The sequence below is a fragment of the Achromobacter sp. SD115 genome, from assembly GCF_017355315.1.
Lineage (GTDB): Bacteria > Pseudomonadota > Gammaproteobacteria > Burkholderiales > Burkholderiaceae_B > Achromobacter > Achromobacter xylosoxidans_B.
In genome coordinates, this window is the sequence record NZ_JADIJM010000002.1 from 344613 (window position 1) to 369767 (window position 25155).

A 25155-nucleotide genomic window follows, 5' to 3' on the forward strand; every position below is an offset into this window, starting at 1 on the left:
TCATCGTGCCCGATCTGTTAGAACTCGATCACCTTTCCCTCGCCTATGACACCCCGGCGGGACTCAAGCCCGTGGTGCAGGACCTGACGCTGGGCCTGCCCGTGGGCCATATCGGCTGCCTGCTGGGCGAATCCGGCTGCGGCAAGACCACGGTGCTGCGCGCCATTGCCGGCTTTGAGCCGGTGCGGGCCGGACGCATCCTGCTGGACGGCACGGTCATTTCCTCGCCCACCGTGCAGGTGGCGCCCGAGCATCGCCGCGTGGGCATGATGTTCCAGGACTATGCGCTGTTTCCGCACTTGTCGGTAGCGCTGAACGTGGCCTTCGGCCTGCGCAAGCTGGCGCGCCCGGAACGCGCGCGCCGCGTCGAAGAGATGTTGGAACTGGTGGGTCTGGCGCATGCCGCCAACAGCTATCCCCACGAGATTTCCGGCGGCCAGCAGCAGCGCGTGGCGCTGGCGCGCGCGCTGGCGCCCTCGCCCGACCTGCTGCTGCTGGACGAGCCGTTCTCGAACCTGGACGTGGACACACGCGAGCGCCTGGCCTTCGAAGTGCGCGACATCCTCAAGACCACCGGCCACACGGCCATCCTGGTGACGCACAACCAGGCCGAAGCCTTCGCCATCGCCGACCGCATCGGCGTCATGTCCCAGGGCAGCATCGCGCAGTGGGATACGCCCTATAACCTGCATCATCATCCCGCCAGCGACTTCGTGCGCGATTTCATCCGCCGCGAAGCGCTGGAAGAGCGGCGCGAGCAGGCCTACGCCCGCGGCCGCTGAGTCTGCGCCGGCCGCTCAGTCGGCCGACAGCTTCACCTTCTGCGACAAGGCCTTGAAGGCCTCGTGCTGGCTTTGGGTCAGGCGTTCCACTTCCTGCGGCGTGGAACCGTAGGGCATGAAGCCGGCCTGCTCCAGCTTGGTCTTCACTTCCGGCAAGGCCAGCGCCCATTGGAAGGCTTCGCTCAGGGCACGGGTCACCTCCGGCGGCATCTTCGCCGGGCCATAGACCGCGAACCACGGATCGACCGCGGCGGCTTCGTAGCCCAGCTCGGCCAGCGTCGGCACGTCCGGCAAGGCCGGCGCGCGCTTGCTGCCGGTCACCGCCAGCGCATGCACCTTGCCCGCCTTGATGTGCGGCAGGGAAGCCGGCAGATTGTCGAACATCACCGGCAGATGGCCGCCCAGCAAGTCGTTCAGACCCTGCGCGCTGCCCTTGTACGGGATGTGCTGCATGCCGGCGCCGGTCAGTTGATCGAACATCACGCCGGCCAGATGCATGGACGTGCCGGTACCCGGCGTGCCGAACGAGGTGCCCGGATGCTGCTTGGCGTAGGCCACCAGGTCCTTGACGCTGTCGACCTTCAAGGCCGGGCCGACTTCCAGCACCACGGTGGACGCGCCCAGCATGCTGACGCCCGTGAAATCCTTGGTGGGATCGAACGGCATGGACGGGTAGACGAAGGGATTCAGCGCATTGGTCGAGATGGCGCCGAAGCCTATGGTGTAGCCGTCGGGCGCAGCCTTGGCCACCGCGTCCATGCCGATATTGCCGCCCGCCCCGGGACGGTTCTCGACGATGACCGGCTGGCCCAGCTTTTCAGCCACTTTCTGGCCGGCTGTGCGCGCCACCAGGTCGGTGGTGCCGCCCGCCGTGTAAGGCACGATGAAGGTGATGGGCTTGGCCGGATAGCCGGCGGCAAGCGCGGCCGATGCGCCCTGGATCAGCGCCAGCGCGGCCAGGCCGCGCAGCGCGTTGAATGTATAGCGATGCATGATGTCTCCATCCCGGTTTGTTGTTGGGTCGGGAGGCGCATCATACCGCCGGCCGCGCCGCGCTAGCGCGGCCGGTGTGCGTGCAACTTCAGGCGCGCGGTTCGGGCAGCGGGATGTACTCGGTCTCGTCGCCCGGCACGATCTGGTCGAAGCGGTTGCGTTGCCAGTCCTGCTTGGCCTGTTCGATGCGGTCCTTGTTGCTGGAAACGAAGTTCCACCACACGAAGCGCGGGCCATCCAGGGGTTCGCCGCCGATCACGGCGAAGCGCGCCGCGGTCTTGGCGCGGATCTGCACGGGCCGGCCGGGTGCGAACACGACCAGGCGGCCGCTTTCGAACTCCTGGCCGTCGATCTCGACCGTGCCTTGCGCCAGATAGGCGGCGCGCTCTTCGTGCTCGGCCGGCAGCACCGTGGTCGCGCCGGCCTGCAATTGCAGGTCGCCATAAAACAGCGGCGACAGCGTCTTCACCGAGGACGTCTTGCCGAACAGCGAACCCGCCACCACCTGGGCGCGCACGCCCTCGCCTTCGACGACCGGCTGCGCGTCCAGCCCGTAGTGGGTGAAGCCCGGATCTGTCTCTTCATGCTCCTTGGGCAGCCCCACCCAGATCTGCAGGCCACAGAGGCGCTGCGCGCCCTGGCGGCTTTCGGGCGAGGAACGTTCCGAGTGCACGATGCCGCGGCCGGCCGTCATCCAGTTGACCTCGCCGGGCAGGATGGTCTGGGTATTGCCCGCGCCGTCGCGGTGCACCATGGACCCTTCGTACAGGTAGGTCACGGTGGACAGGCCGATATGGGGGTGCGGGCGCACGTCTATGCCGGAACCGGGCGCGAAATCGACTGGACCCATGTGATCCAGGAAGACGAACGGTCCGACGGTGCGGCGCTGCGCGGACGGGATGGCGCGGCGCACGGAAAAGCCGCCCAGGTCGCTGGTGCGCGGCACCACGACGGCTTCAATCTGGCTTTCGCCGGCTTCGGACAAAATGGACATGATCAGACTCTCCAGGTTGTAGGGCCAATGGCCATCTTAAGGCCTGCCGCTTGCATGGAAAAACAGCGGCGGGCGGGCTTCATCAGCCCGCCCGCCCAGGGGCTTTACGCCAGGTCGAACACCAGGACTTCGGCATCCTTGCCGCCCGAGAGCTCCACGCGGGTCTCGTCGGTGATGGCCAGCGCATCGCCGGCCGAAAGCTCGACGCCGTTGACCGTCACGCTGCCACGAGCCACGTGCACCCAGGCGCGGCGGCCAGCGGCCAGTTCCAGCACGGCGGACTCGTCGCCATCGAACAGGCCGCCGTACAGCCGCGCGTCCTGATGGATCTTCATCGAGCCGTCAGCGCCATCCGGCGACACCAGGGCCTGCAGGCGGCCGCGCTTCTGCTCGTCGCTGAAGCTGCGCTCTTCGTACTCCGGCGCGATGCCGGCCACATCGGGCTCGATCCAGATCTGCAGCATGTGCGTTTCGCGGTCCGACAGCGGGTTGAACTCCGAGTGCATCACCCCGCGGCCGGCGCTCATGCGCTGCACGTTACCGGGCTGGATGGTCGAGCCGCTGCCCATGCTGTCCTTGTGGGCGATCGCGCCGTCCAGCACATAGGTGATGATTTCCATGTCGCGGTGGCCGTGCGTGCCGAAGCCGCGGCCGGCCGCGATGCGGTCGTCATTGATCACGCGCAGGGCGCCAAAGCCCATGTGGGCCGGATCGTAGTAGTTGGCGAAGGAAAAGGTGTGAAACGAGTCCAGCCATCCATGGTTGGCGTGACCCCGTTCAGCAGCGCGGCGAGTGGTAAGCATTGCGGACTCCTGTTTCAATAATGTGAATGGTTGTGCAACCTGCCTTTCGTCACCTCCTTTTGGAGGGAAGCCGCTGCACTACCGGCATGAGTGATATTGTGCGCGTGCGCCTTCGCCTGTTTGGCGCTATATTTTGACGGAACCATTCAAATTTTTTGAATACTCGTTTCAGGCACATCCATGCAAGCCATCACCCCAGAACTGCTGATCCTGGTGGACGCCATCGCGCGCCACGGCAGCTTTGCCAAGGCGGCCCGCGAACTTGGCAAGGTGCCCTCGGCGGTGACCTACTCCATCCGCAAGCTGGAAGATGGGCTGGACGTGCTGCTGTTCGACCGCTCGGGGCACCGCGCGCTGTTGACGCCGGCGGGCGAAACGCTGCTGAAGGACGGCCGCCACGTGCTGCAGTCGCTGGACGACCTGGCCTGCCGCGTCAAGCGCATCGCCACGGGGTGGGAAGTGGAATTGCGCATCGCGGTCAGCGCGGTGCTGCCGTGGCGCCCGCTATACGACCTGATCGAAGAATTCCAGGCGCTGGGCAGCGCCACCACGCTGCGTTTTTCCAGCGAGGTACTGAGCGGCAACTGGGACGCGTTGACTTCCGGACGGGCCGATCTGGTCATCGGCGCGGGCGCCGCGGGCGAACCTACCGGCCCGTACCGCTCGCAAGCCATCGGGCAATCGCAATTCGGCTTCTGCGTGGCGGCGCACCATCCGCTGGCGTCGCTGCCGCAGCCCCTGAGCCGTGCGGACATCACGCGCTACTGCGCGGTAGTGGTGGCGGATACCTCCCGCAACCTGGCGCCGCAGACGCGCGGCATCCTGGCCGAACAGCCCACGCTGGTCATGCCCACCATGCAAGCGAAGATAGACGCCCAGGTCCGCGGCCTGGGCTGCGGCTACCTGCCGCTGACGCTGGCCGCGCCCTATCTGGCGCAAGGACTGCTGGTGGTATGCGAGACCGACGAAGGCATGTCCCTGACGGAGCACCTGGCCTACGCCTGGCGGTCGGAGCCCCCCGGCGAAGCCTTGAAATGGTGGCTGCAGAAACTGAAGTCGCCGCGCCTGTGCGAGAGCCTGCTGGGGATGGGGTAAGGCGCGCGCCCTACTCGTCCTCGATGCCCAGTTCGCGCAGCTTGCGCGTGATGGTGTTGCGGCCTATGCCCAGGCGGCTGGCCGCTTCCACGCGACGACCACGGCTGGCGTCCAGCGCGCTTTGCAGCAGGATCTTCTCGAACTGGCGCGTCAGCGTGGCCATGACCGCGGGCTCGCCCCGTTCCAGCCGGTACTGCGCGTCGCGCAGCAGGGAATCCTGCCAGTTGCGCGCAGAATCGTCGCCCACGGGCGTCGCGGCCTGCACCACGGCACCCACGCCGGCCATGGGCGCGGCAGGCCGCGCAAGCGCCGGAGCCGGCTGTTGCTGATGCTCCATGGCGCGGATTTCCGGCGGCAGGTCGGCGCGCTCCACCGTCTGGCCGGGCGCCATCACCGTCAGCCAGTGACAGAAGTTCTCCAGCTGGCGCACGTTGCCCGGAAAATCGAACTTGGACAGCACGGCCAGGGCTTCCGGCGTCAGACGCTTGACCGGCACCCCCAGCGCGCGGGCGCTGGCCGTCAGGAAGTGGCCGGCCAGCGCCGGGATGTCCTCGACCCGCTCGCGCAAGGGCGGCAGGCGCAGCCGGATCACGTTCAGGCGATGGAACAGGTCCTCGCGGAACAGGCCATGCTCCACGCGCTGCTCCAACGGCTGGTGGGTGGCGGCGACGATGCGCACGTCGACGCGCACCGGCTGCGCCCCGCCGACGCGGTAGAAGCTGCCTTCGGCCAGCACGCGCAACAGGCGCGTCTGCAATTCGATCGGCATGTCGCCGATTTCGTCCAGGAACAGGGTGCCGCCGTGCGCTTCCTCGAAGCGGCCGCGGCGCAGATTGTTGGCACCCGTAAACGCGCCGCGCTCATGGCCGAACAGCTCGGCCTCCAGCAGGTCGCGCGGAATCGCCGCCGCGTTCAGCGCCACGAAGGGGCCGCCCGCGCGCACGCCATGGCCATGCAGGGCGCGCGCCACCAGCTCCTTGCCGGTGCCGGATTCGCCCGTGATCAGCACGGTGACCTTGGATTGGGCCAGCCGGCCTATCGCCCGGAACACTTCCTGCATGGCGGTGGACGAGGACTGCGTCATCATCCAGCGCTCGTTGTTCTGCGCCGACTCGCCCTGCCCTTCAGGCCCTTCCGGCTCGGCGGACTCCTGCATGGCGCGCTGGATCAGCGCCACCGCCTCGTTCACGTCGAACGGCTTGGCCAGATAATCGAAGGCCCCACCCTGGAAGGCGGACACGGTGCTGTCCAGGTCCGCGAACGCGGTCATCACGATCACGGGCAGGCCGGGATGACGTTCCTTCAGCTGGCGCAGCAGTTCCAGGCCGTTGCCGCCCGGCATGCGGATATCGGATACCAGCGCGGCGGGCGCTTCCGCGGCCAGCTTGTCGCGCGACAGCGCGTCCAGCACGTCGGCCGATTGGGAGAAGCTGCGGGTAGGGACCCCGGCGCGGGCCAGGGCTTTCTCCAGGACCCAGCGGATGGCCTGGTCATCGTCGACGATCCATACGGGTTTCATCAGAGTGCGGGCTCCATCGGAAGGACCAGGCGGAACTCGGTGCGGCCGGGCCGGGATTCAAATTCGATGATGCCGCCGTGCTGCTGCACGAAGTCCTGCGCCAGGCTCAGGCCCAGGCCGGTGCCTCCGGCGCGGGCCGTGACCAGCGGATGGAAAATGCGGTCGCGGATCTGGTCCGGCACGCCGGGACCGTTGTCCATGATGGACAGCTCCAGCGCCAGGCGGTGCTGCCGGTGGGCCAGCATCACCTGGCGCGCCACGCGCGTGCGCAGCGTAATCACGCCGGGTTCGGTCTGCGGCCCCTGCGGGCGCGCGACCAGTTCCTGCGCGGCATTGCGGGCCACATTCAGGACGGCCTGCATCAGGCGGGCGGCGTCGCCCTTCAGGTCTGGCACCGAGGCGTCGTAGTCGCGCAGCAGCGTGACGTCGTTGCGGAACTCGGCCTGGATCAGCGCGCAGACGCGTTCGCAGATTTCATGGATATTGACCGGCCGCGCGTTCAACGGCACACGCTGCGGGCCGCTCAGGCGGTCCACCAGCGCCTGCAGGCGGTCGGCTTCGGAAATGATGACCTGGGTGTACTCGGCCAGGGCCGCGCTGGGCAGCTCGGCTTCGAGCAGTTGCGCGGCGCCGCGCAGGCCGCCCAGGGGATTCTTGACTTCATGCGCCAGATTGCGCAGCAGTTCGCGGTGGGCCTCGATCTCGTCAACCAGCCGGTGGTTGCGGTCGGCCAGCACGCGTTGCTCGATCTCGCGGGTTTCTATCAGTACGGGCCAGCGCTGGCCCGTCAGTCCGACCGTCGTCACGGAAACTTCCACGGATTCGGCGGCGCGGCGCAGCGAGGCCAGTTGCCTGACGTCGGCATAGCGTCCGGCGGCGGCGCGGTCGATGGAGGATTGGATGTTTTCCGGACTGTCGAACAGCGTGGCGGCGGATTGACCGCCCAGTTGCTTGCGCGAGCGGCCGAACAGATCTTCGGCGGCCGCATTGGCGTATTCGATATGACCGCGTGCGTTGACCAGGAAAACGGACGTGGCTAGCAAATCGAGAGCTTCTACATTCATTTTCTACATACCCGAATGTGAGGGGACGGCGGAACGCGACGGCCGCGCCGGAAGCCGGCGCCCTGCCCGCCAAGCGCAGCGCCTGGCGGGTAGCACGTCGAACCGCGATCTGGCGGTGAGCGTGCTGCGGGCCCTGGTTTCTGCCTGCAGCATCGCGCCACCTCCAGCTACTGCCTCAAGCCATCAGAGGCTGTAGTACATGTCGAACTCGACCGGATGCGGCGTCATGCGCAGGCGGTTCACATCGGCCATCTTCAGGTCGATGTAGGCGGTGAGCATGTCGTTGCTGAACACGCCGCCGCGGGTCAGGAACTCGCGGTCGTTGTCCAGGGCTTCCAGGGCCTGCTCCAGCGAGGCGCAGACGGTCGGGATCTTGGCGTCTTCTTCCGGCGGCAGGTCGTACAGGTTCTTGTCGGCGGGATCGCCGGGGTGGATCTTGTTCTGCACGCCGTCCAGGCCGGCCATCATCAGGGCCGAGAAGGCCAGGTACGGGTTGGCCAGGGGGTCCGGGAAACGCGCTTCGACGCGGCGGCCCTTGGGGTTGCCGACGTACGGAATGCGGATCGAGGCCGAACGGTTGCGGGCCGAGTAGGCCAGCTTCACCGGCGCTTCGTAGTGCGGAACCAGGCGCTTGTACGAGTTGGTGCCGGGGTTGGTGATGGCATTCAGCGCGCGGGCGTGCTTGATGATGCCGCCGATGTAGTACAGCGCGAATTCCGACAGGCCGGCGTAGCCGTTGCCCGCGAACAGGTTCTGGCCGTCCTTCCAGATGGACTGGTGGACGTGCATGCCGGAGCCGTTGTCGCCGACGATGGGCTTGGGCATGAAGGTGGCGGTCTTGCCGTAGGCGTGGGCCACGTTGTGGATCACGTACTTGACGATCTGCGTCCAGTCGGCGCGCTGCACCAGCGTGCTGAACTTGGTGCCGATTTCGAGCTGGCCGGCGCCGGCCACTTCATGGTGGTGCACTTCGACCGGCACGCCCATCTGCTCCATCAGCAGGCACATTTCCGAACGCATGTCCTGGAAGGAATCGACCGGGGGCACGGGGAAGTAGCCGCCCTTGACGGTGGGACGGTGGCCAGTGTTGCCGCCTTCGAATTCCAGGCCCGAGGACCAGGGCGCTTCTTCCGACTTGATCTTGACGAAAGTGCCGGACATGTCGCTGTTCCAGGTCACGCCGTCGAAGACGAAGAATTCGGGTTCCGGACCGAAGTAGGCGGTGTCGCCCAGGCCGGAGGACTTCAGGTAGGCTTCGGCGCGCTTGGCCAGCGAGCGCGGGTCGCGGTCATAGCCCTTCAGATCGGACGGTTCGACCACGTCGCACGACAGGATCAGGGTCGGCTCTTCGCGGAACGGATCCAGATTGCCGGTGGACAGATCGGGGATGAGCAGCATGTCGGAGGCTTCGATGCCCTTCCAGCCCGGGATCGACGAACCGTCGAAGGCCTGCCCGCTTTCCAGCTTGTCTTCGTCGATCTGGCTGATCGGCACGGACACGTGGTGCTCACGGCCAACCGTATCGGTGAAGCGGAAATCCACGAATTTGACTTCGTTGTCGGCGATCTGTTTCAGGACATCTTTCGGGCTTGCCATGTCATCTCCATTAGATAAAAAGGTCGAGGGCTGTGCCCGTCGACTGGCATAAAAGAAGAAAGCAATAAGCGTGCCAGGTTTTACCCCCGGGATTCCCCGGGGAAGGCAGCTGGGTCAGGGGAAAATGTAGCACCATAATGGTGCAAAAAGTGGGGCATGAAAGCCCCACTATGGTGCATGCACGCTACAGGAACATTTCCTGCAGGTCATTGAGGAATCGCCAGCCCAGCGGGGTCGCCCGCAGTCGGGTGGGATCGGCGTCCAGCAGGCCGCGCTTGGAGGCCGCCTCCAATTGGTGCGCAATGGCGGCCAGCGACAGGCCGGTGCGTTCGTTGAAGGCGGTGGCGGCGACGCCGTCCTTCAGGCGCAAGGCATTCAGCATGAACTCGAACGGCAGCTCGTCCGGGCCGACCTGGCGGCTTTCGGCAACGTGGCTGCCGTCGCGCGCCATGGCCGCCTGCATCCAGGAGTCCGGACTGCGCAGCCGCGCCTCGCGCAGGATGCGGTCATGGAAGGACAGCTTGCCGTGCGCGCCCGGGCCCAGGCCCAGGTAGTCGCCGAACTCCCAGTAATTCAGGTTGTGGCGGCAGCGCGCGCCGGGCTTGGCATAGGCCGAGACTTCGTAGCGGGCCAGGCCGGCGCCCGCCAGCTCGGCTTCCACCGCGTCCTGCATGGCGGCGCTGGTGTCGTCGTCGGGCAGGTCCTCGGGCGGGAACTTGGCGAAGACGGTATTGGGCTCCATCGTCAGGTGATAGAGCGACAGATGTTCGGTGCCGAAGGCCACGGCTTGCCGCAAGTCGGCCACACAGGCCTCCAGCGTCTGGCCAGGCAAGGCGAACATCATGTCCAGGTTCACGCGCGCGACGGCGCGCTGCGCCATCTCGATCGCCGCCCTCGCCTGCGCGCTGTCATGGATGCGGCCCAGCTTCTTCAGCTGCGCATCGTCGAAACTCTGGATGCCCAGCGAAAACCGCGTCACGCCGCTGGCGGCGTAGTCGCGGAAGCGCCCCGCCTCGGCCGTGCCGGGATTGGCTTCCATCGTGATCTCGGCGTCGGGCCATAAGTTCAGACAGGCGCGCAGCATCGCCAGGAGCTCATCCAACCCCTCGGACGACAGCAGGCTGGGCGTGCCCCCGCCGATGAAAACCGACACCACCTGCCGCCCCCAGATGGAAGGCAGCGCCTGTTCCAGGTCGCTACGCAGGGCGTCCAGATAGGCGCGTTCGGGGATCTCACCCGGCGCCGCATGCGAGTTGAAGTCGCAATAAGGGCATTTGCGCACGCACCAGGGCACGTGCACGTAGACCGACAGCGGCGGCAGGCTGGACAGGGTAGCGCCGGCCGGCAGCTTCAGGCGCGACGGCTGCGCGCCCATATCGTTGCGGATGGGAATGATGATGGACATGCGTAATTCCTGGACCGGGCGCCACGCGGCGCCCTCGTCAAGCCTGGTTCAGCTTGCTCAACAGTTCGCGCAGCGCGCGGGCACGGTGGCTCAGCCGGTTCTTTTCCTCGGGATCCAGGGCTGCGGCGGTCAGGGCCTGGTCGGGCAGGTAGAAATGCGGGTCGTAGCCGAAGCCGTTGGCGCCTTCGGGCTGGTCGATGATCTCGCCATGCCACAGGCCTTCGCCGATCAGGGGCCGCGGGTCGTTCTCGGCGCGCACCAGCGCCAGCACCGCCACGTACCAGGCGCTGCGGTCGGCCACGCCGGCCAGCTTGCGCACCAGCAGTTCGTTATTGGCCTGGTCGGATTTTTCGCCGCCATGCATTTTGGCGTAGCGCGCGGAATACACACCAGGAGCACCATCCAGTGCCGCCACGCACAGGCCGGAATCGTCGGCCAACGCGGGCAGCCCGGTCAGGCGGCTGGCATGGCGGGCCTTGGCCAGCGCGTTCTCGACGAAGGTGACGTGCGGCTCTTCGGCTTCGGGTACGCCCAGTTCGCCTTGCGGCACCAGCTCCATGCCCAGAGGCGCGAACAAGGCGGAGAACTCGCGCAGCTTGCCGGCATTGTTGGACGCCAGCACGACGCGGCGTAGGGAATCGGGAATCTTGGGAACGGTCATGGGCAAATTGTATAGGGCGCGGGCCGGATGCGCCGCCGCCGGGCGCGATGTCCCCGCGCGCCGGAAGGATATGCCCTGGGCCGGGGTTGACAGTGATGCGTACCCTAATTGAAGATGGCGCGCCCGTCGTCGACGCAACAACGCCGACATATTTTCTTGTCAATATGATCAAACTTGTCACTGATAGTATCTGAACCCACCGGCGATGGACCCCATTCACGCTTTGCCCCGGCCGGTAGCGGCCCGCGCGCCCTCATCTTCCCTGGACAACGCGTCAGCGCACGTGAGCCTGGCCGGCATACTGCGCGAACGGCTGTTGCGCCCGCGCTTCCAGCCGGTGGTCGACCTTTCGCACAGCCGCATCTACGGCCATGAAAGCCTGATCCGCGGCCCGGCCGACACCGCCCTGCACTTTCCCGACGCGCTGTTTGCCGAGGCCCGCCGCCAGGGCCTGCATCCGCAGTTGGAACTGGCCAGCTTCCGCGCCGGCGCCCAGGGCTTTCATCAGCACGACGCCGCTGGCATGCTGTTCCTGAACCTTTCCGGCTCGGCGCTACTGCATTACTGGAGCCTGTGGGGCGAAGAAATGCCCCAACGCCTGCTCAAGAACTGCTCGCTCGCGCCGTCCAGCATCATCGTCGAACTCACCGAACAGGATCCGCTGTCCGAGCACATGGCCGAGCTGTCCAGCGCCTTTGCCTGCCTGCGCGAACACGGCATGCGCGTTGCGCTGGACGATTACGGCGTGGGCAACTCCAATCTGCAGCTCTGGGCCGAGATGCAGCCGGACCTGGTCAAGATAGACCGCTATTTCTTCGACGGCATCGGCCAGGACGAGCGCAAGCAGAACATGGTGCGCGCCATCCTGAAGGTGGCGCAGCACCTGGGCACCACCATCGTCGCCGAAGGCATCGAAACCGCCGACGATCTGGCCGTGGTGCGCGAGCTGGACATCCGCTACGCCCAAGGCTGGTTGCTGGGCCGGCCAGAAGAAATGCTGCTGACCGAGCTGGCGCCGCCGCTGCGCGATTCGCTGCGGCAGCGGGCGCCAACGGCCGCGCTGCAGCGCGGCATCGGCGGCACCGCCGCCAGCCTGCGGGTCGAAGCGCCCGCGGTGCAATTGAGCGGGCACACCAACGACGACGTGCACCGGCTGTTCATCGAGCACAAGGACATGCACGCGGTGGCCGTGGTGGACGACGACAACCGCCCGGTCGGCATCATCAACCGCCGCGACTTCTCGGAACATTACGCCCAACGCTATACGCGCGAACTGTTCGGACGCGACGCCTGCTCCACCTTCATGAACGCGGAACCGGTGCTGGTGGATCTGAACGTGTCCATCGACCAGTTGAGCCACGTGCTGATCTCCGAAGACCAGCGCTACCTGATGGACGGCCTGATCATCACGCGCGAAGGCCGCTACGACGGGTTGGCCACGGGCGAAACGCTGGTGCGTTCAGTCACCGAAATGCGCATCGAGGCGGCGCGCTACGCCAATCCGCTGACCTCCCTGCCCGGCAACATCCCCATCAGCCGGCACATCGCCACGCTGCTGGAAGACGCGGACGACTTCACCATCTGCTACGGCGACTTGAACAATTTCAAGCCGTTCAACGACGTCTACGGCTACTGGCGCGGCGACGACATGATCATGCTGACCGCCGACGTCATCAAGCGCCATTGCGACCCGCAACGCGACTTCGTCGGCCATGTGGGCGGCGACGATTTCGTGGTGCTGCTGCGCAGCCCCGATTGGATGGCGCGCGCCCAGCGCATCATCGCCGAATTCAACGAGCGCGCGATGGATCTTTACGACGACGAGGGCCGCCGCAACGGCGGGATCGAAGCCGAGGACCGCTACGGCGTGCCCCGCTTCTTTCCCTTCGTGACGCTGGGTGTCGGCGCCCTCACCGTCACGCCCTCGCTATGCGAGCGCATCCGCCCTGAGGACATCGCGTCGGCCGCCGCTCATGTCAAGCACAAGGTCAAGCACGGGAACCTGTCGCTGGTGGCCGAGCGCTACACCGGCGGCATCCTGCCGCAGCTCGACAGCTAAGCCCTGCCCAGCCGCGCCATCGGCCGGCTGGGCGATCTGGAATACCGCCACCGCCCGGCGCAAGCCCTGCGCCTGCGCTTCCAGGGCAGCCGCCGCAGCCGCCGTCTGTTCCACCATGGCGGCATTCTCCTGGGTCGAGCGCTCGATGTCCGCCACCGCGTGGTTCACCGAGGCGATGCCTGCGGCCTGCTCGGCCGTGGCGCTGGAAATCTCGGCCACGATCTGCGTCACCCGGTCCACCGACTGCACCATGTCGCGCATGGTGTCGCCCGCCAGGCTGACCTGACGCACGCCCGTCTGCACGCGCGCCGCGGAGTCCTCGATCAGGCCCTTGATCTCCTTGGCCGCCTGCGCGCTGCGCTGGGCCAGCGAGCGCACCTCGCCCGCCACCACCGCAAAGCCCTTGCCCTGCTCGCCCGCGCGCGCCGCTTCCACGGCGGCGTTCAGCGCCAGAATGTTGGTCTGGAAGGCGATGCTGTCGACCACGCCGACGATCTCGCCGATGCGGCGCGCGCTCTCGGCGATGCCCTGCATGCTCTGCACCACTTCTTCGACCGCCGCGCCGCCGCGCTGCGCCAGCTGGGTCGCGCCCAGCGCCTGGCGGCTGGCCAGGTCGGCGTTGCCAGCGGTCAGCTGCACCGTGTGCGCCAGCTGCATCATGTTGGCCGACGCTTCCTGCAGCGAGCCCGCCTGGCGCGCGGTGCGGTCCGACATGTCCGCTCCGCCCGCGGCGATCTCGCCCGAGCCGGTATGGATTTCCTCGACGCCGTGGCGCACCGAGGCCACGGCCGCCGACAGCCCTTTCTGCATGCGCCGCATGGCGCTGTACAAAACGCCGATCTCGTTGTCGCCGCGCATAGCGATCGCGCCCGTCAGGTCGCCGTCGGCGATGCGGTCGAAATGCGCGCCGGCCTCGTTCAGCGGCCGCAGGATGCCGCGGCGGAACGCCAGCCGGATCAGCACAGCCAGCAGCAACACCAGGGCCAGCACGCCCGCCGCCACCGCGATCACCCGCTGCAGCGTGAGGCTGGCGCTGGCCACCGCCGCCTGGCCCTGGTCGCGGGCGTAGGTCTGGTAGGCGTCGGCCTGCTTGACGTAGGCGGCGCCGCTGCCCGGCAGCACCTTGTCCACCAGGCGGTTCACCTCGATGCCGTTCCAGCCCTTGATCGCCGCATGCATGGGCGCCAACGTCTTGTCCGCGAAGGCGACATAGGCGGCCAGCACCCCGTCGAACAGCGGCGCGCCCCCGGCGCTGACGTCGGGGTTGGCCCGCAGGCTCGCCAGGCTGGCCGCTGCCTGCTTGAACAGCGTCTCGGCGTGCGCCAGGGACTCGTTGCGCGCCTCTTCCAGGCCGCCTTCCATCGCCGTCTTGGCATCCGTCAGCGCGGCGCGCGCCTGGAACAACCGGCTGGTCATATCGGCCAGGTCGCCGGCCCGTTCTATGCTGCCCCGGCCCAGCGCTTCAATGTCCGCGCGATTTTCCCGCAGCACCGAGATTCCTGCCGCCGCCGCCAGCGCGAACAGCACCACGAACAACGCAAGAATGGCCGACAACGCCGTCGTGACTCTGATGTTTTTCCGCATATCAGTCCATACAAAACCTGCCGCCAGCGGCGGCGTTCACAGGGATTATGGACACCCAGTTTGGCAATTTCTTGACACAACCCCGGCGCCGGGATGACAAACTCCCGTCACGAAACCGAACCCCGTATTAAGCAATTGTGAATTGGCAGAGCCCACGGCTTGCGGCACATTCAATGCTGCACCGATCCATTACCCATATAGAAAACAGCAACATGCCCAACGCCTCCCACGCCTATCAGGACATCCGCGAAGCCGTGCGCGACCTCTGCGCCCAGTTCCCCTCCGAATATTTCCGCAAGGTCGACGAAGAACGCGGCTACCCCGAAGCCTTCGTCCGTGCGCTCACCGAAGCCGGCTGGCTGGCCGCGCTGATTCCGCAGGAATACGGCGGCTCCGGCCTGGGCCTGACCGAAGCATCGGTCATCATGGAGGAAATCAACCGCAGCGGCGGCAACTCCGGCGCCTGCCACGGCCAGATGTACAACATGGGCACGCTGCTGCGCCACGGCTCCGAAGCCCAGAAGCGCGAATACCTGCCCCGCATCGCCGCCGGCGAACTGCGGCTGCAATCGATGGGCGTGACCGAGCCCACCACCGGCACCGACACCACCAAGATCAAGACCACCGCAGTCAAACGCGGCGACCGCTACGTCATCAACGGCCAGAAGGTCTGGATCTCGCGCGTCCAACACTCGGACCTGATGATCCTGCTGGCGCGCACCACGCCGCTGGACCAGGTCACGCGCAAGTCGGAAGGCATGTCGATCTTCCTGGTGGACCTGCATCACGCCGTCAAGCACGGCATGGCTATCCGCCCGATCCCCAACATGGTCAACCACGAGACCAACGAGCTGTTCTTCGACAACCTGGAAATCCCCGAGGAAAACCTGATCGGCGAGGAAGGCAAGGGTTTCAAGTACATCCTCGACGGGCTGAACGCCGAACGCACCCTGATCGCCGCCGAATGCATCGGCGACGGCTACTGGTTCGTGGACAAGGTCACCGCCTACGCCAAGGAGCGCATGGTGTTCGGCCGCCCCATCGGCCAGAACCAGGGCGTGCAGTTCCCCATCGCCCGCGCCCACATCAACGTCGAAGCCGCCAGCCTGATGCGCTACGAAGCCTGCCGCCTGTTCGACGCCCATGAGCCCTGCGGCGCCCAGGCCAACATGGCCAAGCTGCTGGCGGCCGACGCGTCCTGGGAGGCCGCCAACGCCTGCCTGCAATTCCACGGCGGCTTCGGCTTCGCCACGGAATATGATGTGGAGCGCAAGTTCCGTGAAACCCGCCTGTATCAGGTTGCGCCGATCTCGACCAACCTGATCCTGTCCTACGTGGCCGAACACATCCTGGGCCTGCCCCGTTCCTTCTGACCGGATCCCGACATCAATGACCGTTGTCAAAGACACCCCGCACCTGAGCGCCGAGCTCGCGGCCTTTGCCGCCAACTTGCGCTACGAAGACATCCCGGCCCCGGTGCTGCGCCGCGCCGAGGACCTGCTGCTGGACTGCCTGGCCTCCATCCTGGCGGGCGCTTCCGCCCGCGCGGTGCAGGCCATCGACCGCTATGCCGCCGCCATGGGTCCGGCCGACGGTCCCAGCGAAGTCCTGATCACCCGCCGCCGCACCACGCCGCTGTTTGCCGCCATGGTCAACGCGGCGGCCGCCCACGTGGTCGAGCAGGACGATGTGCACAATGGTTCCGTGTTCCACCCCGCGGCCGTGGTGTTCCCGCCGGCGCTGGCCGTGGCCCAGGCCTTGGGCCGTTCGGGCCGCGACCTGCTGGTCGCCTCTGTTGCGGGCTACGAAGTGGGGATCCGCGTCGGCGAATTCCTGGGCCGTTCGCACTACAAGATCTTCCACACCACCGGCACCGCCGGCACGCTGGCCGCCGCCGTCACCACCGGCCGGCTGCTCAACCTGTCCCCCGAGGAAATGCTGCACGCGCTGGGATCGGCCGGCACGCAGGCGGCGGGCCTTTGGGAATTCCTGCGCGACGCCGCCGACTCCAAGCAACTTCACACCGCCAAGGCTGCCGCCGACGGCATCACCGCGGCCTACCTGGCGCGCGAAGGCTTCACCGGCGCGCGCCATATCCTGGAGGGCCCGCAAGGCATGGCGGCCGGCATGTCGACCGACGCCGATCCCAGCCGCCTGTGCGACCGGCTGGGCGAGCGCTGGGCGCTGGCCGAGACCTCGTTCAAATTCCACGCCTCCTGCCGCCACACCCATCCGGCCGCCGATGCGCTGCAGCAGGCGCTGCGCGACAACAATCTGACCGAGGCCGATGTCGAACGGGTCGTGGCCCACGTGCATCAGGGCGCCATCGACGTACTGGGGCCGGTGGTCAATCCGCAGACCGTGCACCAGTCCAAGTTCTCGATGGGTACCGTCTTGGCCCTGATCGCCCGGCAGGGCCGCGCCGGCCTGGCGGAATTCGACGCCGGCCTGGACGATCCGGGCGTGGCCGCGTTCCGCGGCAAGGTCGAAATGGAGCTGGACGCGGAAGTCGACGGCGCCTACCCCCAACGCTGGATCGGCAAGGTCACGGTCTACACCCGCGACGGCCGCAAGCTGCATGGCCGCGTCGACGAGCCCAAGGGCGATCCGGGCAATACCCTGAGCCGCGCGGAAATCGAGGACAAGACGCTAAGCCTGGGCCGCTACGCCGACGCCGCCACCGAGCAAGAACTGCGGGGGCTGATCGCGGCGATCTGGAATCTGGAAAAGGCGGAGAAGCTGGAACCGCTGCTGCCACGGGCTTGAAGACGACAGGCTGCTCGACGGGTTGGCCGGGATGAACCCGTCCAACCCGTCATTTTTTTGGCTCCGATCAGACCAGCGCCGCGCGCTGTTCGCGCACCAGGCCAGCGATGCCGCCTTCGGCCAGCACCAGCATCGCGTCCAGTTCAGCGCGGGTGAAGGTCGCGCCCTCGCCCGTGCCCTGCACTTCCACGAATGCGCCGCCGCCGGTCATGATCACATTCACGTCGGCGTCGCAGGCCGAGTCTTCCTCGTAATCCAGGTCCAGCACCGCGCGGCCCTGCACCAGTCCCACCGACACCGCCGCCACCGCGTCGCGGATCGGGTTCACGGCCAAGTCGCCGCGCTTCATCAGCAAGGCGATCGCTTCGGACGCCGCGACCCAGGCGCCGGTAATGCTGGCGCAGCGCGTGCCGCCGTCGGCCTGCAGCACATCGCAATCCAGATGCAGGGTGCGCTCGCCCAGCGCCTTCATGTCGAATACCGCGCGCAAGCTGCGGCCGATCAGGCGCTGGATTTCCTGCGTGCGGCCGCTCTGCTTGCCGCGCGCGGCCTCGCGATCGCCGCGCGTATGGGTGGCGCGCGGCAACATGCCGTATTCAGCCGTTACCCAGCCTTCCCCCTTGCCCTTCAGAAAAGGCGGTACCTTCTCCAATACGCTGGCCGTGCACAGCACGTGGGTGTTGCCAGCCTTCACCAGTACCGAACCTTCGGCGTAGCGCGTGAATCCGCGCTCCAGGCTGAACGGCCGCAATTCGTCGACGGCGCGGCCCGAGGGACGGGCGATGGCGGGGGTAGTGGTCACAGGCAGACTCCAGACGTGGCTTAGATCCGCCGCATTGTACGGGGTGCCGCCGCAGGAAACCGCCGCTTGGAGTATCCTGCCGCGATGTAACCGGTACAAACACAAGGTCCGCGCCGAAATACCGGCTGGCGCGGACTGGGCCGTAACCGGTTCCCAATAAAAAGCATTACCAGGACACGCACATCATGATTCGCAGCATGACCGCTTTCGGCAACGCCCGCGCAGATCTCGAGCAAGGCACGCTTGCGCTCGAATTCCGCAGCGTCAACAGCCGCTTTCTCGACCTCTATTTCCGACTGCCCGATGAATTGCGCCACGTCGAAACGCCGCTGCGCGAACTGCTGACCGCCAACCTCGCGCGCGGCAAGGTCGAAATCCGCGTTTCCTACACGCGCAACGCCAGCACCGACCTGTCCAAGCTGGAACCCGCCTGGCTCGAAAGCCTGGCCGAACAGTTGCAGGCCGCGCGCCGCATCCTCCCGGACATCGCCGCCCCGCGCCTGGTGGAACTGTTCAACTGGCCCGGCCAGCGCGCCAACGACGCCCTCGACCCGCAAGTCTGGGGCGCCGCCTGCCTGCAGGCCGCCCAGCAGGCCCTGACCCAATTGCAAGAAGGCCGCGAGCGCGAAGGCGAACGCCTGGCCGGCATGATGCGCGAATGCGCCGACGGCGTGGCACGCATCGTCGAGCTGGTGCAAGCGCACCTGCCCCAGCTATTGGCCGACCACCGCGACAAACTCGCCTCCAAGCTGCGCGAAAGCGTGGAATCCGCCTTCCCCGGCGGCTTCACCCACATTTCCGGCGCGGAACTGTCCGAACGCCTGTCGCAGGAAGCCAATCTGTTCGCGCTGCGCATCGACGTGGCCGAAGAACTGTCGCGCCTGCGCTCGCACCTGGAAGAACTGCGCCATCTGCTGGGCGACGGCGGCGGCAAGCAAGCCTCCGGCAAGAAGAACGCCGGCAGCGCAGGCAAGCGCCTGGACTTCCTGTTCCAGGAAATGAACCGCGAAGCCAACACCCTGGGCTCCAAGGCCGGCAGCATGGAAGTCACCCGCGCGGCCATGGATCTAAAGCTGCTAATCGAGCAGATGCGGGAACAGGCGCAGAACATCGAGTAGAAAGACTCGCAGCGGCGCTTCGAGCGGGCGCCGGACCTGACACAAAAAAGGCAGCCCTTACCTGCTGGATGACCAATCCAGTATGTAAGGGCTGCTTTTCGTCTGGTTTTAAGGGCACACGCGCCCCGCATTGGCCCGTAGCTGTTGATATACGCGTTTTCGATCCAGCCCCGATGCTGGACAGCTGATCTTGGCCAAACTAATCCAATGGATTAGAATCAACTTTGCGACAAACCATGCATGGCATTGCAGAACTGCCCTATTACATTCGTCTTGCCGACAGACTATTGCTGCCAGACGAACGCCAAGATCTGATCGACTACCTGGCCGGGCATCCGAAAGCGGGAGACATCATGGAGGGCACCGGCGGAGTCCGTAAATTGCGCTGGCGTCGTGGTGGGCAAGGCAAGAGCGGCGGCGCGCGCATCATCTATTACTACCACGATGATCTTATGCCGCTATATTTGCTGACGCTTTTTGCGAAAAACGACAAAGCCAATCTGACCAAGGCCCAACGCAACGAGCTAGCCAGCATGGTGACCTTGCTGGTGAATATCTGGAAAGGACAAACAAGATCATGAGCACTGCATTCGATGGCATCAAGCAAGGTCTGCAAGAAGCGATTGCCCACGCGCAAGGAGATACGCGCGGCGTTCGCTTGCATCGCCCCCGCGAAGTTGACGTCAAAGCCGTACGCGCCAAAGTCGGAATGACCCAGGAGCAATTCGCAGCCCGATTCGGTTTTTCGACTGCCACACTGCGGCACTGGGAACGCGGTGATCGTTCACCGCGCGGCCCTGCCCTGGTACTACTCAATGTCATCGAACGGAACCCGGAGGCCGTCATCGAAGCGCTGGCTTGACCGGTGTTCAGCGCGCCTCACCCGCCGCGGGTTCTCCTCGCAGCGCTGAATCCAGATAAGCGCTGCGCGCCCGCGCATCGGGGAACTTCATGTCGCGGTAGTTCACGAAGCGCGAGCCGCGCGCCAGCCGGTAGCCGGCCCAGATCAGCAGGAACAACGGAATCCCGATATAGGTCGCGACCACCCCGCCCCAATCGATCTTGTCCTGCAGGAACGCCTGATAGTTCTGCCCCAGGGTAATGATCAGGCACAACACAAAGGCGAAGATCGGCCCGAACGGAAAGAACGGCGACACATAGGGCAGATCGGCCAGGTTATGGCCCTGTTTGACGTAGCCGCGGCGGAACCGGTAATGGCTGATGGCGATGCCCAGCCAGGCGATGAAGCCCGTCATGCCGGACGTGTTCAGCAGCCAGATGTAGACGGCGTTGGGGCTGAAAATGAAGGTGAAGAAGCACAGCGCCGCCACGGCCGTGGTCGCCAGCAGCGCCCACAGCGGCACGCCGTTGCGCGAGATGCGGCCGAAAATGCGCGGCGCCTTGCCGTCGCGGGCCAGGCTGTAGAGCATGCGCGTGGCGGCGTACATGCCTGAGTTGCCCGCCGACAAGACCGACGTCAACACCACCGCGTTCATGACCGACGCCGCTCCCAAGAGGCCGGCGCGCTCGAAAATCAGCGCGAAGGGGCTGACGCTGATGTCCTCGACCTCGTTGCGCAGCAGATGGGGATCGGTATACGGAATCAGCAGGCCGATGACCAGGATGGCCGCCACGTAGAACAGCAGGATGCGCCAGAACACCTGCCGCACCGCGCGCGGCAGGTTGCGTGCCGGGTCCTTGGATTCGCCGGCGGCGATGCCGATCAGCTCGGTGCCCTGGAACGAAAAACCCACCACCATGGCCACGCCGATCAGCGCCGCGAAGCCGCCCGAGAAAGGCGCGTCGCCCACCGTCCAGTTGGCCAGGCCGCCGGTCTCGCCGCCGCGGATGATGCCCAGCAGCATCATCACGCCCATGGCCACGAACGCCAGCACGGCCACCACCTTGATCAGCGCGAACCAGAACTCCGCCTCGCCAAAGCCGCGCGCCGACATGGCGTTCAGGCCGAAGGTGATCGCCAGGAACAAGGCGCTCCAGTAGAAGCCTGGCACGTCCGGAAACCAGTAGGCCATGACGAGCTGCGCCGCCACCAGGTCCACCGCCACGGTCACCGCCCAGTTGTACCAATAGTTCCAGCCGAGGGCGAAGCCGAAGCCGTCCTCGACGTAGCGCGCGCCATAGGTGGAAAAGGATCCGGAAACCGGCATCGCGGCGGCCAGTTCGCCCAGGCTGGTCATCAGGAAATAGACCATGATGCCGATCAGCACATAGCCCAGCAGCGCGCCGCCGGGGCCGGCCTTGGCGATGGTCGCGCCCGAGGCCACGAACAGCCCGGTGCCGATCGACCCGCCTACCGCGATCATGGTCAGGTGGCGCGCGGACAGCGTGCGGCGCAGCTCGGAAGGCCGTTCCGCCTCCGCTGTGCGTGTGCCGCCTGAGCGACGTTCATCGTGTTCCGATGGAGCCAAAATGCATTTCCTTCAGGTCATGAAGGCACCCGCGCCACGCGCCCGGGTGCCTGGGGATTTCCAAGCAACCGGCGAGGATAGCGCAAGAGGCCCCATCCGGTGAAATCGCGGAGCCTCGGGGACGGATCAATCAGGCTATTGAAACGCCGTTTCCATGAAGGTGCGCAACTTGCGCGAATGCAGGCGTTCCGGCGGCATGTCGCGCAGCCGCTCCAGCGCGCGGATGCCGATTTCCAGATGCTGGTTCACCTGCCGGCGATAGAAGGCGCTGGCCATGCCGGGCAGCTTCAACTCGCCATGCAAAGGCTTGTCCGACACGCACAGCAAGGTGCCGTAAGGCACGCGGAAGCGGAAGCCGTTGGCCGCGATGGTGGCGGATTCCATGTCCAGCGCGATGGCGCGGGACTGGGCAAAACGCTCCACCAGCTCCAGGTGGTCGCGCAGTTCCCAGTTGCGGTTGTCGATGGTAGCGACCGTGCCCGTACGCATGATGCGCTTCAGATCCCAGCCCGACAGCCCCGCCACTTCTTCGACCGCCTGCTCCAGCGCCACCTGCACCTCGGCCAACGCGGGCACCGGCACCCAGGTCGGCAGGTCGGCGTCCAGAACGTGATCCTCGCGCACATAGCCGTGCGCCAGCACGTAGTCGCCGAGGCGCTGGGAATCGCGCAGGCCTGCGCAATGGCCCAGCATCAGCCAGGCGTGCGGACGCAGCACCGCGATATGGTCGGTAATGGTCTTGGCGTTGGACGGGCCCACGCCTATGTTCACCAGCGTGATGCCGGAATGGTCGCCGCGCACCAGGTGATACGCCGGCATCTGCGGCAGGCGGACCGCCTGGTCCTCATCGCCCGGGCCGCTTTCGCCGCGGCGCGTGATGCGGTTGCCCGGTTCCACCAACATTTCGTAGTCTTCGTTGCCGCTGGCCATCAGCGCACGGGCGCGGGCGCAGAACTCGTCCACGTAGAACTGGTAGTTGGTGAACAGCACGAAATTCTGGAAATGCGCCGGCGCGGTCGAGGTGTAGTGCTGCAGGCGGTGCAGCGAATAGTCCACGCGCTGGGCGGTGAACGGCGCCAGCGGCTTGGGTTCGCCCTCCTTGCCGCGCCAGGAACCGTTGACGATGGCATCGTCCGTCACCGCCAGGTCCGGCACGTCGAACAGGTCGCGCAGGGGCCGCTTGAGCGCCTCCAGGTGCTCGCCTTCGACATAGGCGCCCTCGGGGAAAGCGAAATGCAGCGGGATGGGCGAATCGGACTCGCCGACTTCCACCGCCACGCGGTGATTCTGCAGCAGCTGGCCCACCTGCTCTATCAGGTAGTCGCGGAACAGCGCGGGCTGTGTGATGGTGGTCTGGTAAATGCCAGGCTCGGCCACGTGGCCATAGGACAGCCGCGTGTCGATCGGGTCATAGGTTTCCACGACGATGCGAATGGCCGGGTAGTAGGCGCGGGCGCGCTCACGGCCGTTGGTCGAGCCTTTCAGCACTTCGCGGAAGGCGGCGCGCAGGAAAGCAGTGTTGCGCGCATAGATTTCAATCAGGCGCTCCACCGCCGCCACCGCATCCTGGTATGGCTCGAACGGCAAGGCGTCGGGCCGGCTCATGGAAGACAAAGGGTGCACTGCGTTCATCATCGAGCTTTACTCCGCTTCTCATCTTATCTGTTTCAGCGGCCACCGCCGGCTTGCCGTGCCGCAGGGCCGATGCCGCCGATTATGCCCGAGCCAGCGCAAGATGAAGTGTCATATTCGGGCCTGCCGGAGCGGCGCGGCGGCGTAACGTCTGCCGACAAGAATGCTGCATTGCACTACAAATGTAATGAAACATTATTCCATTACAATCTTGTGGCAACCCGGGATTCTGCGTCCCGGTGTTGCCCCCCTTTCCGCCGGCTTGCCTGTCCAGGCAAAGCCATGCCGCCCACTCCGATTCTTGAAGTGACGTAATGACGCCGCCCACGCGAAAAGCCCGAACTGCCTGCCTACGCATTCCCGTATTCCTGTCAGCGCCCATCATCGCCCTGACCCTCTCCTGGATCCCCGACGCCGCCCAGGCGTCCATCCGCCCCGAGCCGGCCCGTCCCTCGCTCACCGGCCTGCGGCTGGCGCAGGAACCCACCGTCCCCACCCTGCGCGACCGCGTCGTGCAGGCCGGCCTGGAAGCAATCGGCACGCCCTACAGCTGGGGCGGCGACGACGCCGAAGGTTTCGATTGCAGCGGACTGGTCCTGCATGTCTTCCGCGAAATCGCCGGCCTGGAACTGCCGCGCACCGCGCGCGCCCAGCGCACCGCCGGCGAATCGGTCGCCAACAAGCAGGAACTGCGTCCTGGCGACCTGGTGTTCTTCGCCACGCGCGGCCGCGGCGTGACCTCGCACGTGGGCATCTATATCGGCCAGAACAAGTTTGTCCACGCCCCGCGCCGCGGCACCAAGGTGCGCGTGGATGAAATGAAGAATCCGTACTGGACCAAGCGCTACGTCGGCGCGCGGCGCTACCTGGATATGCAACCGGGCCAGATGCTGGCCCAGGCTTCCGCGCCCTGACGAAAAAAAGGCGCGCTTGCGGCGCGCCACGGGGGCGGCACCACAGCCTGCCGCGGCCAGTCCTCGATGGACGCGCCGCCGCAGGCTGAGCGCGTTTCAGCCCCGGCCCACGAAGGGCATATTGGTCGCCATGATGGTCATGAACTGCACGTTGGCTTCCAGCGGCAGGCGCGCCATGGCGGCAACCGCCTGCGCCACATGCGCCACGTCCATGCGCGGCTCCACCTTGGTGCTGCCGTCGGCTTGCAGGATGCCTGCGGCCATGCGTTCAGTCATGTCGGTCGCGGCATTGCCGATGTCGATCTGGCCGCAAGCGATGTTGTAGGGCCGGCAATCCAGTGAAATCGACTTGGTCAGCCCGGTCACCGCATGCTTGGTAGCGGTGTAGGCGATGGAGAACGGTCGCGGCGCATGCGCCGAGATCGAACCGTTGTTGATGATGCGGCCGCCCTGCGGGTTCTGCGCCTTCATCACGCGGATGGCGGCCTGCGCGCACAGGAACATGCCGGTCAGGTTGGTGTCGACCACGTCGCGCCAGACGGACACGGGCAACTCCTCGATCGGCATCGCCGGCGCGCCGCGTCCGGCATTATTGAACAGCACGTCCAGCCGGCCGTATTCGCGTTGCGCCGCGTCGAAAAGCTCGCGCACGGCCTGCTCGTCCGACACATCCGTGGGTACCACCAGCGCCCGCACGCCGTCCTCGCCCGCCGCGGTGCGGGTCGCTTCCAGCGGTTCGCGGCGGCGGCCGGCCAGCACGACCCGATAACCTTGCGCCAGGAATTCCAGCGCCACCGCGCGGCCTATGCCGGTACCGGCGCCGGTGACCAGCGCCACGCGCGGGTGTTCGATCTCGTTCGCTTGCATCGGATTCTCCTTGTTATCGATCGGCGGAATGCTACCCCAATCGTTCTGGCGATGCTGCAAGCGAAGGTTCCA

21 protein-coding genes and 1 pseudogene are annotated in these 25155 nt (G+C 66.3%); 9 read left to right on the forward strand and 13 right to left on the reverse strand.

Going from position 1 to position 25155, the window contains the following annotated elements; all coding sequences use genetic code 11:
• The first annotated feature begins 5 nt into the window (after positions 1 to 5).
• Complete coding sequence (locus tag IPU70_RS03865) at positions 6 to 782, forward strand: ABC transporter ATP-binding protein (RefSeq protein WP_041655668.1); 777 nt, start codon at positions 6 to 8, stop codon at positions 780 to 782.
• Positions 783 to 797: 15 nt separating this feature from the next.
• On the opposite strand, the gene IPU70_RS03870 is transcribed toward IPU70_RS03865, so the two are convergent.
• The 3 genes from IPU70_RS03870 to IPU70_RS03880 all read right to left on the reverse strand — a co-directional run bounded on the left by IPU70_RS03870 (position 798) and on the right by IPU70_RS03880 (position 3572).
• Positions 798 to 1775 carry a tripartite tricarboxylate transporter substrate binding protein gene (locus tag IPU70_RS03870; RefSeq protein ID WP_207465096.1) on the reverse strand — a complete coding sequence of 326 codons (978 nt, stop codon included), beginning with the start codon at positions 1773 to 1775 and terminating at the stop codon, positions 798 to 800.
• Between the two features lie 88 nt (positions 1776 to 1863).
• On the reverse strand, positions 1864 to 2769 hold the full coding sequence (locus tag IPU70_RS03875; protein WP_207465098.1) for a pirin family protein: 906 nt from the start codon (positions 2767 to 2769) through the stop codon (positions 1864 to 1866).
• A 104-nt stretch (positions 2770 to 2873) separates the two neighbouring features.
• The gene (locus IPU70_RS03880) at positions 2874 to 3572 is read right to left on the reverse strand and encodes a pirin family protein (RefSeq protein ID WP_207465100.1); all 699 of its coding nucleotides are present in this window, start codon (positions 3570 to 3572) and stop codon (positions 2874 to 2876) included.
• A gap of 180 nt (positions 3573 to 3752) precedes the next feature.
• Here IPU70_RS03880 and IPU70_RS03885 point away from each other — a divergent pair, with 180 nt between their 5' ends.
• Positions 3753 to 4667: a LysR family transcriptional regulator gene (locus IPU70_RS03885; protein ID WP_207465102.1), complete on the forward strand. Its 915-nt coding sequence runs from the start codon at positions 3753 to 3755 to the stop codon at positions 4665 to 4667.
• Between the two features lie 10 nt (positions 4668 to 4677).
• Here the strand turns inward: IPU70_RS03885 and ntrC are convergent, their stop codons facing one another.
• The 5 genes from ntrC to rdgB all read right to left on the reverse strand — a co-directional run bounded on the left by ntrC (position 4678) and on the right by rdgB (position 10912).
• On the reverse strand, positions 4678 to 6186 hold the full coding sequence (gene ntrC, locus IPU70_RS03890; RefSeq protein WP_207465104.1) for a nitrogen regulation protein NR(I): 1509 nt from the start codon (positions 6184 to 6186) through the stop codon (positions 4678 to 4680).
• Positions 6186 to 7250, reverse strand: coding sequence for a nitrogen regulation protein NR(II) (gene glnL / locus IPU70_RS03895; RefSeq protein ID WP_207465106.1), 1065 nt, complete (start codon positions 7248 to 7250; stop codon positions 6186 to 6188). The genes ntrC and glnL overlap by 1 nt, the downstream gene beginning before the upstream one ends.
• Positions 7251 to 7433: 183 nt before the next feature.
• Complete coding sequence (gene glnA, locus IPU70_RS03900; protein WP_207465108.1) at positions 7434 to 8846, reverse strand: type I glutamate--ammonia ligase; 1413 nt, start codon at positions 8844 to 8846, stop codon at positions 7434 to 7436.
• Positions 8847 to 9030: 184 nt separating this feature from the next.
• Positions 9031 to 10251 carry a radical SAM family heme chaperone HemW gene (gene hemW, locus IPU70_RS03905; RefSeq protein WP_207465110.1) on the reverse strand — a complete coding sequence of 407 codons (1221 nt, stop codon included), beginning with the start codon at positions 10249 to 10251 and terminating at the stop codon, positions 9031 to 9033.
• Positions 10252 to 10288: 37 nt separating this feature from the next.
• A complete protein-coding gene (gene rdgB / locus IPU70_RS03910) occupies positions 10289 to 10912 on the reverse strand; it encodes an RdgB/HAM1 family non-canonical purine NTP pyrophosphatase (protein WP_207465112.1) in 624 nt (207 codons plus the stop codon).
• A gap of 205 nt (positions 10913 to 11117) precedes the next feature.
• Here rdgB and IPU70_RS03915 point away from each other — a divergent pair, with 205 nt between their 5' ends.
• Entirely contained in the window at positions 11118 to 12971 is a 1854-nt protein-coding gene (locus IPU70_RS03915; protein WP_242702307.1) for an EAL domain-containing protein, read from the forward strand.
• A gap of 150 nt (positions 12972 to 13121) precedes the next feature.
• On the opposite strand, the pseudogene IPU70_RS03920 reads toward IPU70_RS03915, so the two are convergent.
• A pseudogene (locus tag IPU70_RS03920) lies at positions 13122 to 14555 on the reverse strand (methyl-accepting chemotaxis protein); the annotation flags it as partial.
• 212 nt (positions 14556 to 14767) lie between these two features.
• Here IPU70_RS03920 and IPU70_RS03925 point away from each other — a divergent pair.
• A complete protein-coding gene (locus tag IPU70_RS03925; protein WP_013393987.1) occupies positions 14768 to 15928 on the forward strand; it encodes an acyl-CoA dehydrogenase family protein in 1161 nt (386 codons plus the stop codon).
• Positions 15929 to 15944: 16 nt separating this feature from the next.
• Positions 15945 to 17321, forward strand: a complete 1377-nt coding sequence (locus IPU70_RS03930) for an MmgE/PrpD family protein (RefSeq protein WP_207465113.1) — start codon at positions 15945 to 15947, stop codon at positions 17319 to 17321.
• A 67-nt stretch (positions 17322 to 17388) separates the two neighbouring features.
• On the opposite strand, the gene rph is transcribed toward IPU70_RS03930, so the two are convergent.
• Positions 17389 to 18123 (reverse strand): ribonuclease PH, encoded by a 735-nt coding sequence (gene rph, locus IPU70_RS03935; protein ID WP_371818861.1) that lies wholly within the window; start codon positions 18121 to 18123, stop codon positions 17389 to 17391.
• 185 nt (positions 18124 to 18308) lie between these two features.
• Between rph and IPU70_RS03940 the strand changes: the two genes are divergently transcribed.
• The 3 genes from IPU70_RS03940 to IPU70_RS03950 all read left to right on the forward strand — a co-directional run bounded on the left by IPU70_RS03940 (position 18309) and on the right by IPU70_RS03950 (position 20103).
• Positions 18309 to 19241: a YicC/YloC family endoribonuclease gene (locus tag IPU70_RS03940; protein WP_013393990.1), complete on the forward strand. Its 933-nt coding sequence runs from the start codon at positions 18309 to 18311 to the stop codon at positions 19239 to 19241.
• A gap of 236 nt (positions 19242 to 19477) precedes the next feature.
• Positions 19478 to 19822 (forward strand): type II toxin-antitoxin system RelE/ParE family toxin, encoded by a 345-nt coding sequence (locus IPU70_RS03945; protein WP_242702308.1) that lies wholly within the window; start codon positions 19478 to 19480, stop codon positions 19820 to 19822.
• Positions 19819 to 20103, forward strand: a complete 285-nt coding sequence (locus IPU70_RS03950) for a DNA-binding transcriptional regulator (RefSeq protein WP_082400972.1) — start codon at positions 19819 to 19821, stop codon at positions 20101 to 20103. Before IPU70_RS03945 ends, IPU70_RS03950 begins: the two co-directional genes overlap by 4 nt.
• Positions 20104 to 20110: 7 nt before the next feature.
• Here IPU70_RS03950 and IPU70_RS03955 read toward each other — a convergent pair whose 3' ends face one another.
• Complete coding sequence (locus IPU70_RS03955) at positions 20111 to 21670, reverse strand: amino acid permease (protein ID WP_013393993.1); 1560 nt, start codon at positions 21668 to 21670, stop codon at positions 20111 to 20113.
• 135 nt (positions 21671 to 21805) lie between these two features.
• Entirely contained in the window at positions 21806 to 23305 is a 1500-nt protein-coding gene (locus tag IPU70_RS03960) for an AMP nucleosidase (RefSeq protein ID WP_371818862.1), read from the reverse strand.
• 311 nt (positions 23306 to 23616) lie between these two features.
• Between IPU70_RS03960 and IPU70_RS03965 the strand changes: the two genes are divergently transcribed.
• Positions 23617 to 24216, forward strand: a complete 600-nt coding sequence (locus IPU70_RS03965) for a C40 family peptidase (protein WP_207465115.1) — start codon at positions 23617 to 23619, stop codon at positions 24214 to 24216.
• A gap of 96 nt (positions 24217 to 24312) precedes the next feature.
• Here the strand turns inward: IPU70_RS03965 and IPU70_RS03970 are convergent, their stop codons facing one another.
• Entirely contained in the window at positions 24313 to 25083 is a 771-nt protein-coding gene (locus tag IPU70_RS03970; protein ID WP_207465117.1) for an SDR family oxidoreductase, read from the reverse strand.
• Between the last annotated feature and the right edge of the window lie 72 nt (positions 25084 to 25155).

Excerpts from the sequence above, each read along its gene's own strand:
- IPU70_RS03870 (WP_207465096.1), bottom strand. The coding sequence starts at position 1,775 with ATGCATCGCTATACATTCAACGCGCTGCGCGGCCTGGCCGCGCTGGCG.
- IPU70_RS03875 (WP_207465098.1), bottom strand. The coding sequence starts at position 2,769 with ATGTCCATTTTGTCCGAAGCCGGCGAAAGCCAGATTGAAGCCGTCGTG.
- IPU70_RS03880 (WP_207465100.1), bottom strand. The coding sequence starts at position 3,572 with ATGCTTACCACTCGCCGCGCTGCTGAACGGGGTCACGCCAACCATGGA.
- IPU70_RS03885 (WP_207465102.1), top strand. The coding sequence starts at position 3,753 with ATGCAAGCCATCACCCCAGAACTGCTGATCCTGGTGGACGCCATCGCG.
- ntrC (WP_207465104.1), bottom strand. The coding sequence starts at position 6,186 with ATGAAACCCGTATGGATCGTCGACGATGACCAGGCCATCCGCTGGGTC.
- glnL (WP_207465106.1), bottom strand. The coding sequence starts at position 7,250 with ATGAATGTAGAAGCTCTCGATTTGCTAGCCACGTCCGTTTTCCTGGTC.
- glnA (WP_207465108.1), bottom strand. The coding sequence starts at position 8,846 with ATGGCAAGCCCGAAAGATGTCCTGAAACAGATCGCCGACAACGAAGTC.
- hemW (WP_207465110.1), bottom strand. The coding sequence starts at position 10,251 with ATGTCCATCATCATTCCCATCCGCAACGATATGGGCGCGCAGCCGTCG.
- rdgB (WP_207465112.1), bottom strand. The coding sequence starts at position 10,912 with ATGACCGTTCCCAAGATTCCCGATTCCCTACGCCGCGTCGTGCTGGCG.
- IPU70_RS03915 (WP_242702307.1), top strand. The coding sequence starts at position 11,118 with ATGGACCCCATTCACGCTTTGCCCCGGCCGGTAGCGGCCCGCGCGCCC.
- IPU70_RS03925 (WP_013393987.1), top strand. The coding sequence starts at position 14,768 with ATGCCCAACGCCTCCCACGCCTATCAGGACATCCGCGAAGCCGTGCGC.
- IPU70_RS03930 (WP_207465113.1), top strand. The coding sequence starts at position 15,945 with ATGACCGTTGTCAAAGACACCCCGCACCTGAGCGCCGAGCTCGCGGCC.
- IPU70_RS03940 (WP_013393990.1), top strand. The coding sequence starts at position 18,309 with ATGATTCGCAGCATGACCGCTTTCGGCAACGCCCGCGCAGATCTCGAG.
- IPU70_RS03945 (WP_242702308.1), top strand. The coding sequence starts at position 19,478 with ATGCATGGCATTGCAGAACTGCCCTATTACATTCGTCTTGCCGACAGA.
- IPU70_RS03950 (WP_082400972.1), top strand. The coding sequence starts at position 19,819 with ATGAGCACTGCATTCGATGGCATCAAGCAAGGTCTGCAAGAAGCGATT.
- IPU70_RS03960 (WP_371818862.1), bottom strand. The coding sequence starts at position 23,305 with ATGATGAACGCAGTGCACCCTTTGTCTTCCATGAGCCGGCCCGACGCC.
- IPU70_RS03965 (WP_207465115.1), top strand. The coding sequence starts at position 23,617 with ATGACGCCGCCCACGCGAAAAGCCCGAACTGCCTGCCTACGCATTCCC.
- IPU70_RS03970 (WP_207465117.1), bottom strand. The coding sequence starts at position 25,083 with ATGCAAGCGAACGAGATCGAACACCCGCGCGTGGCGCTGGTCACCGGC.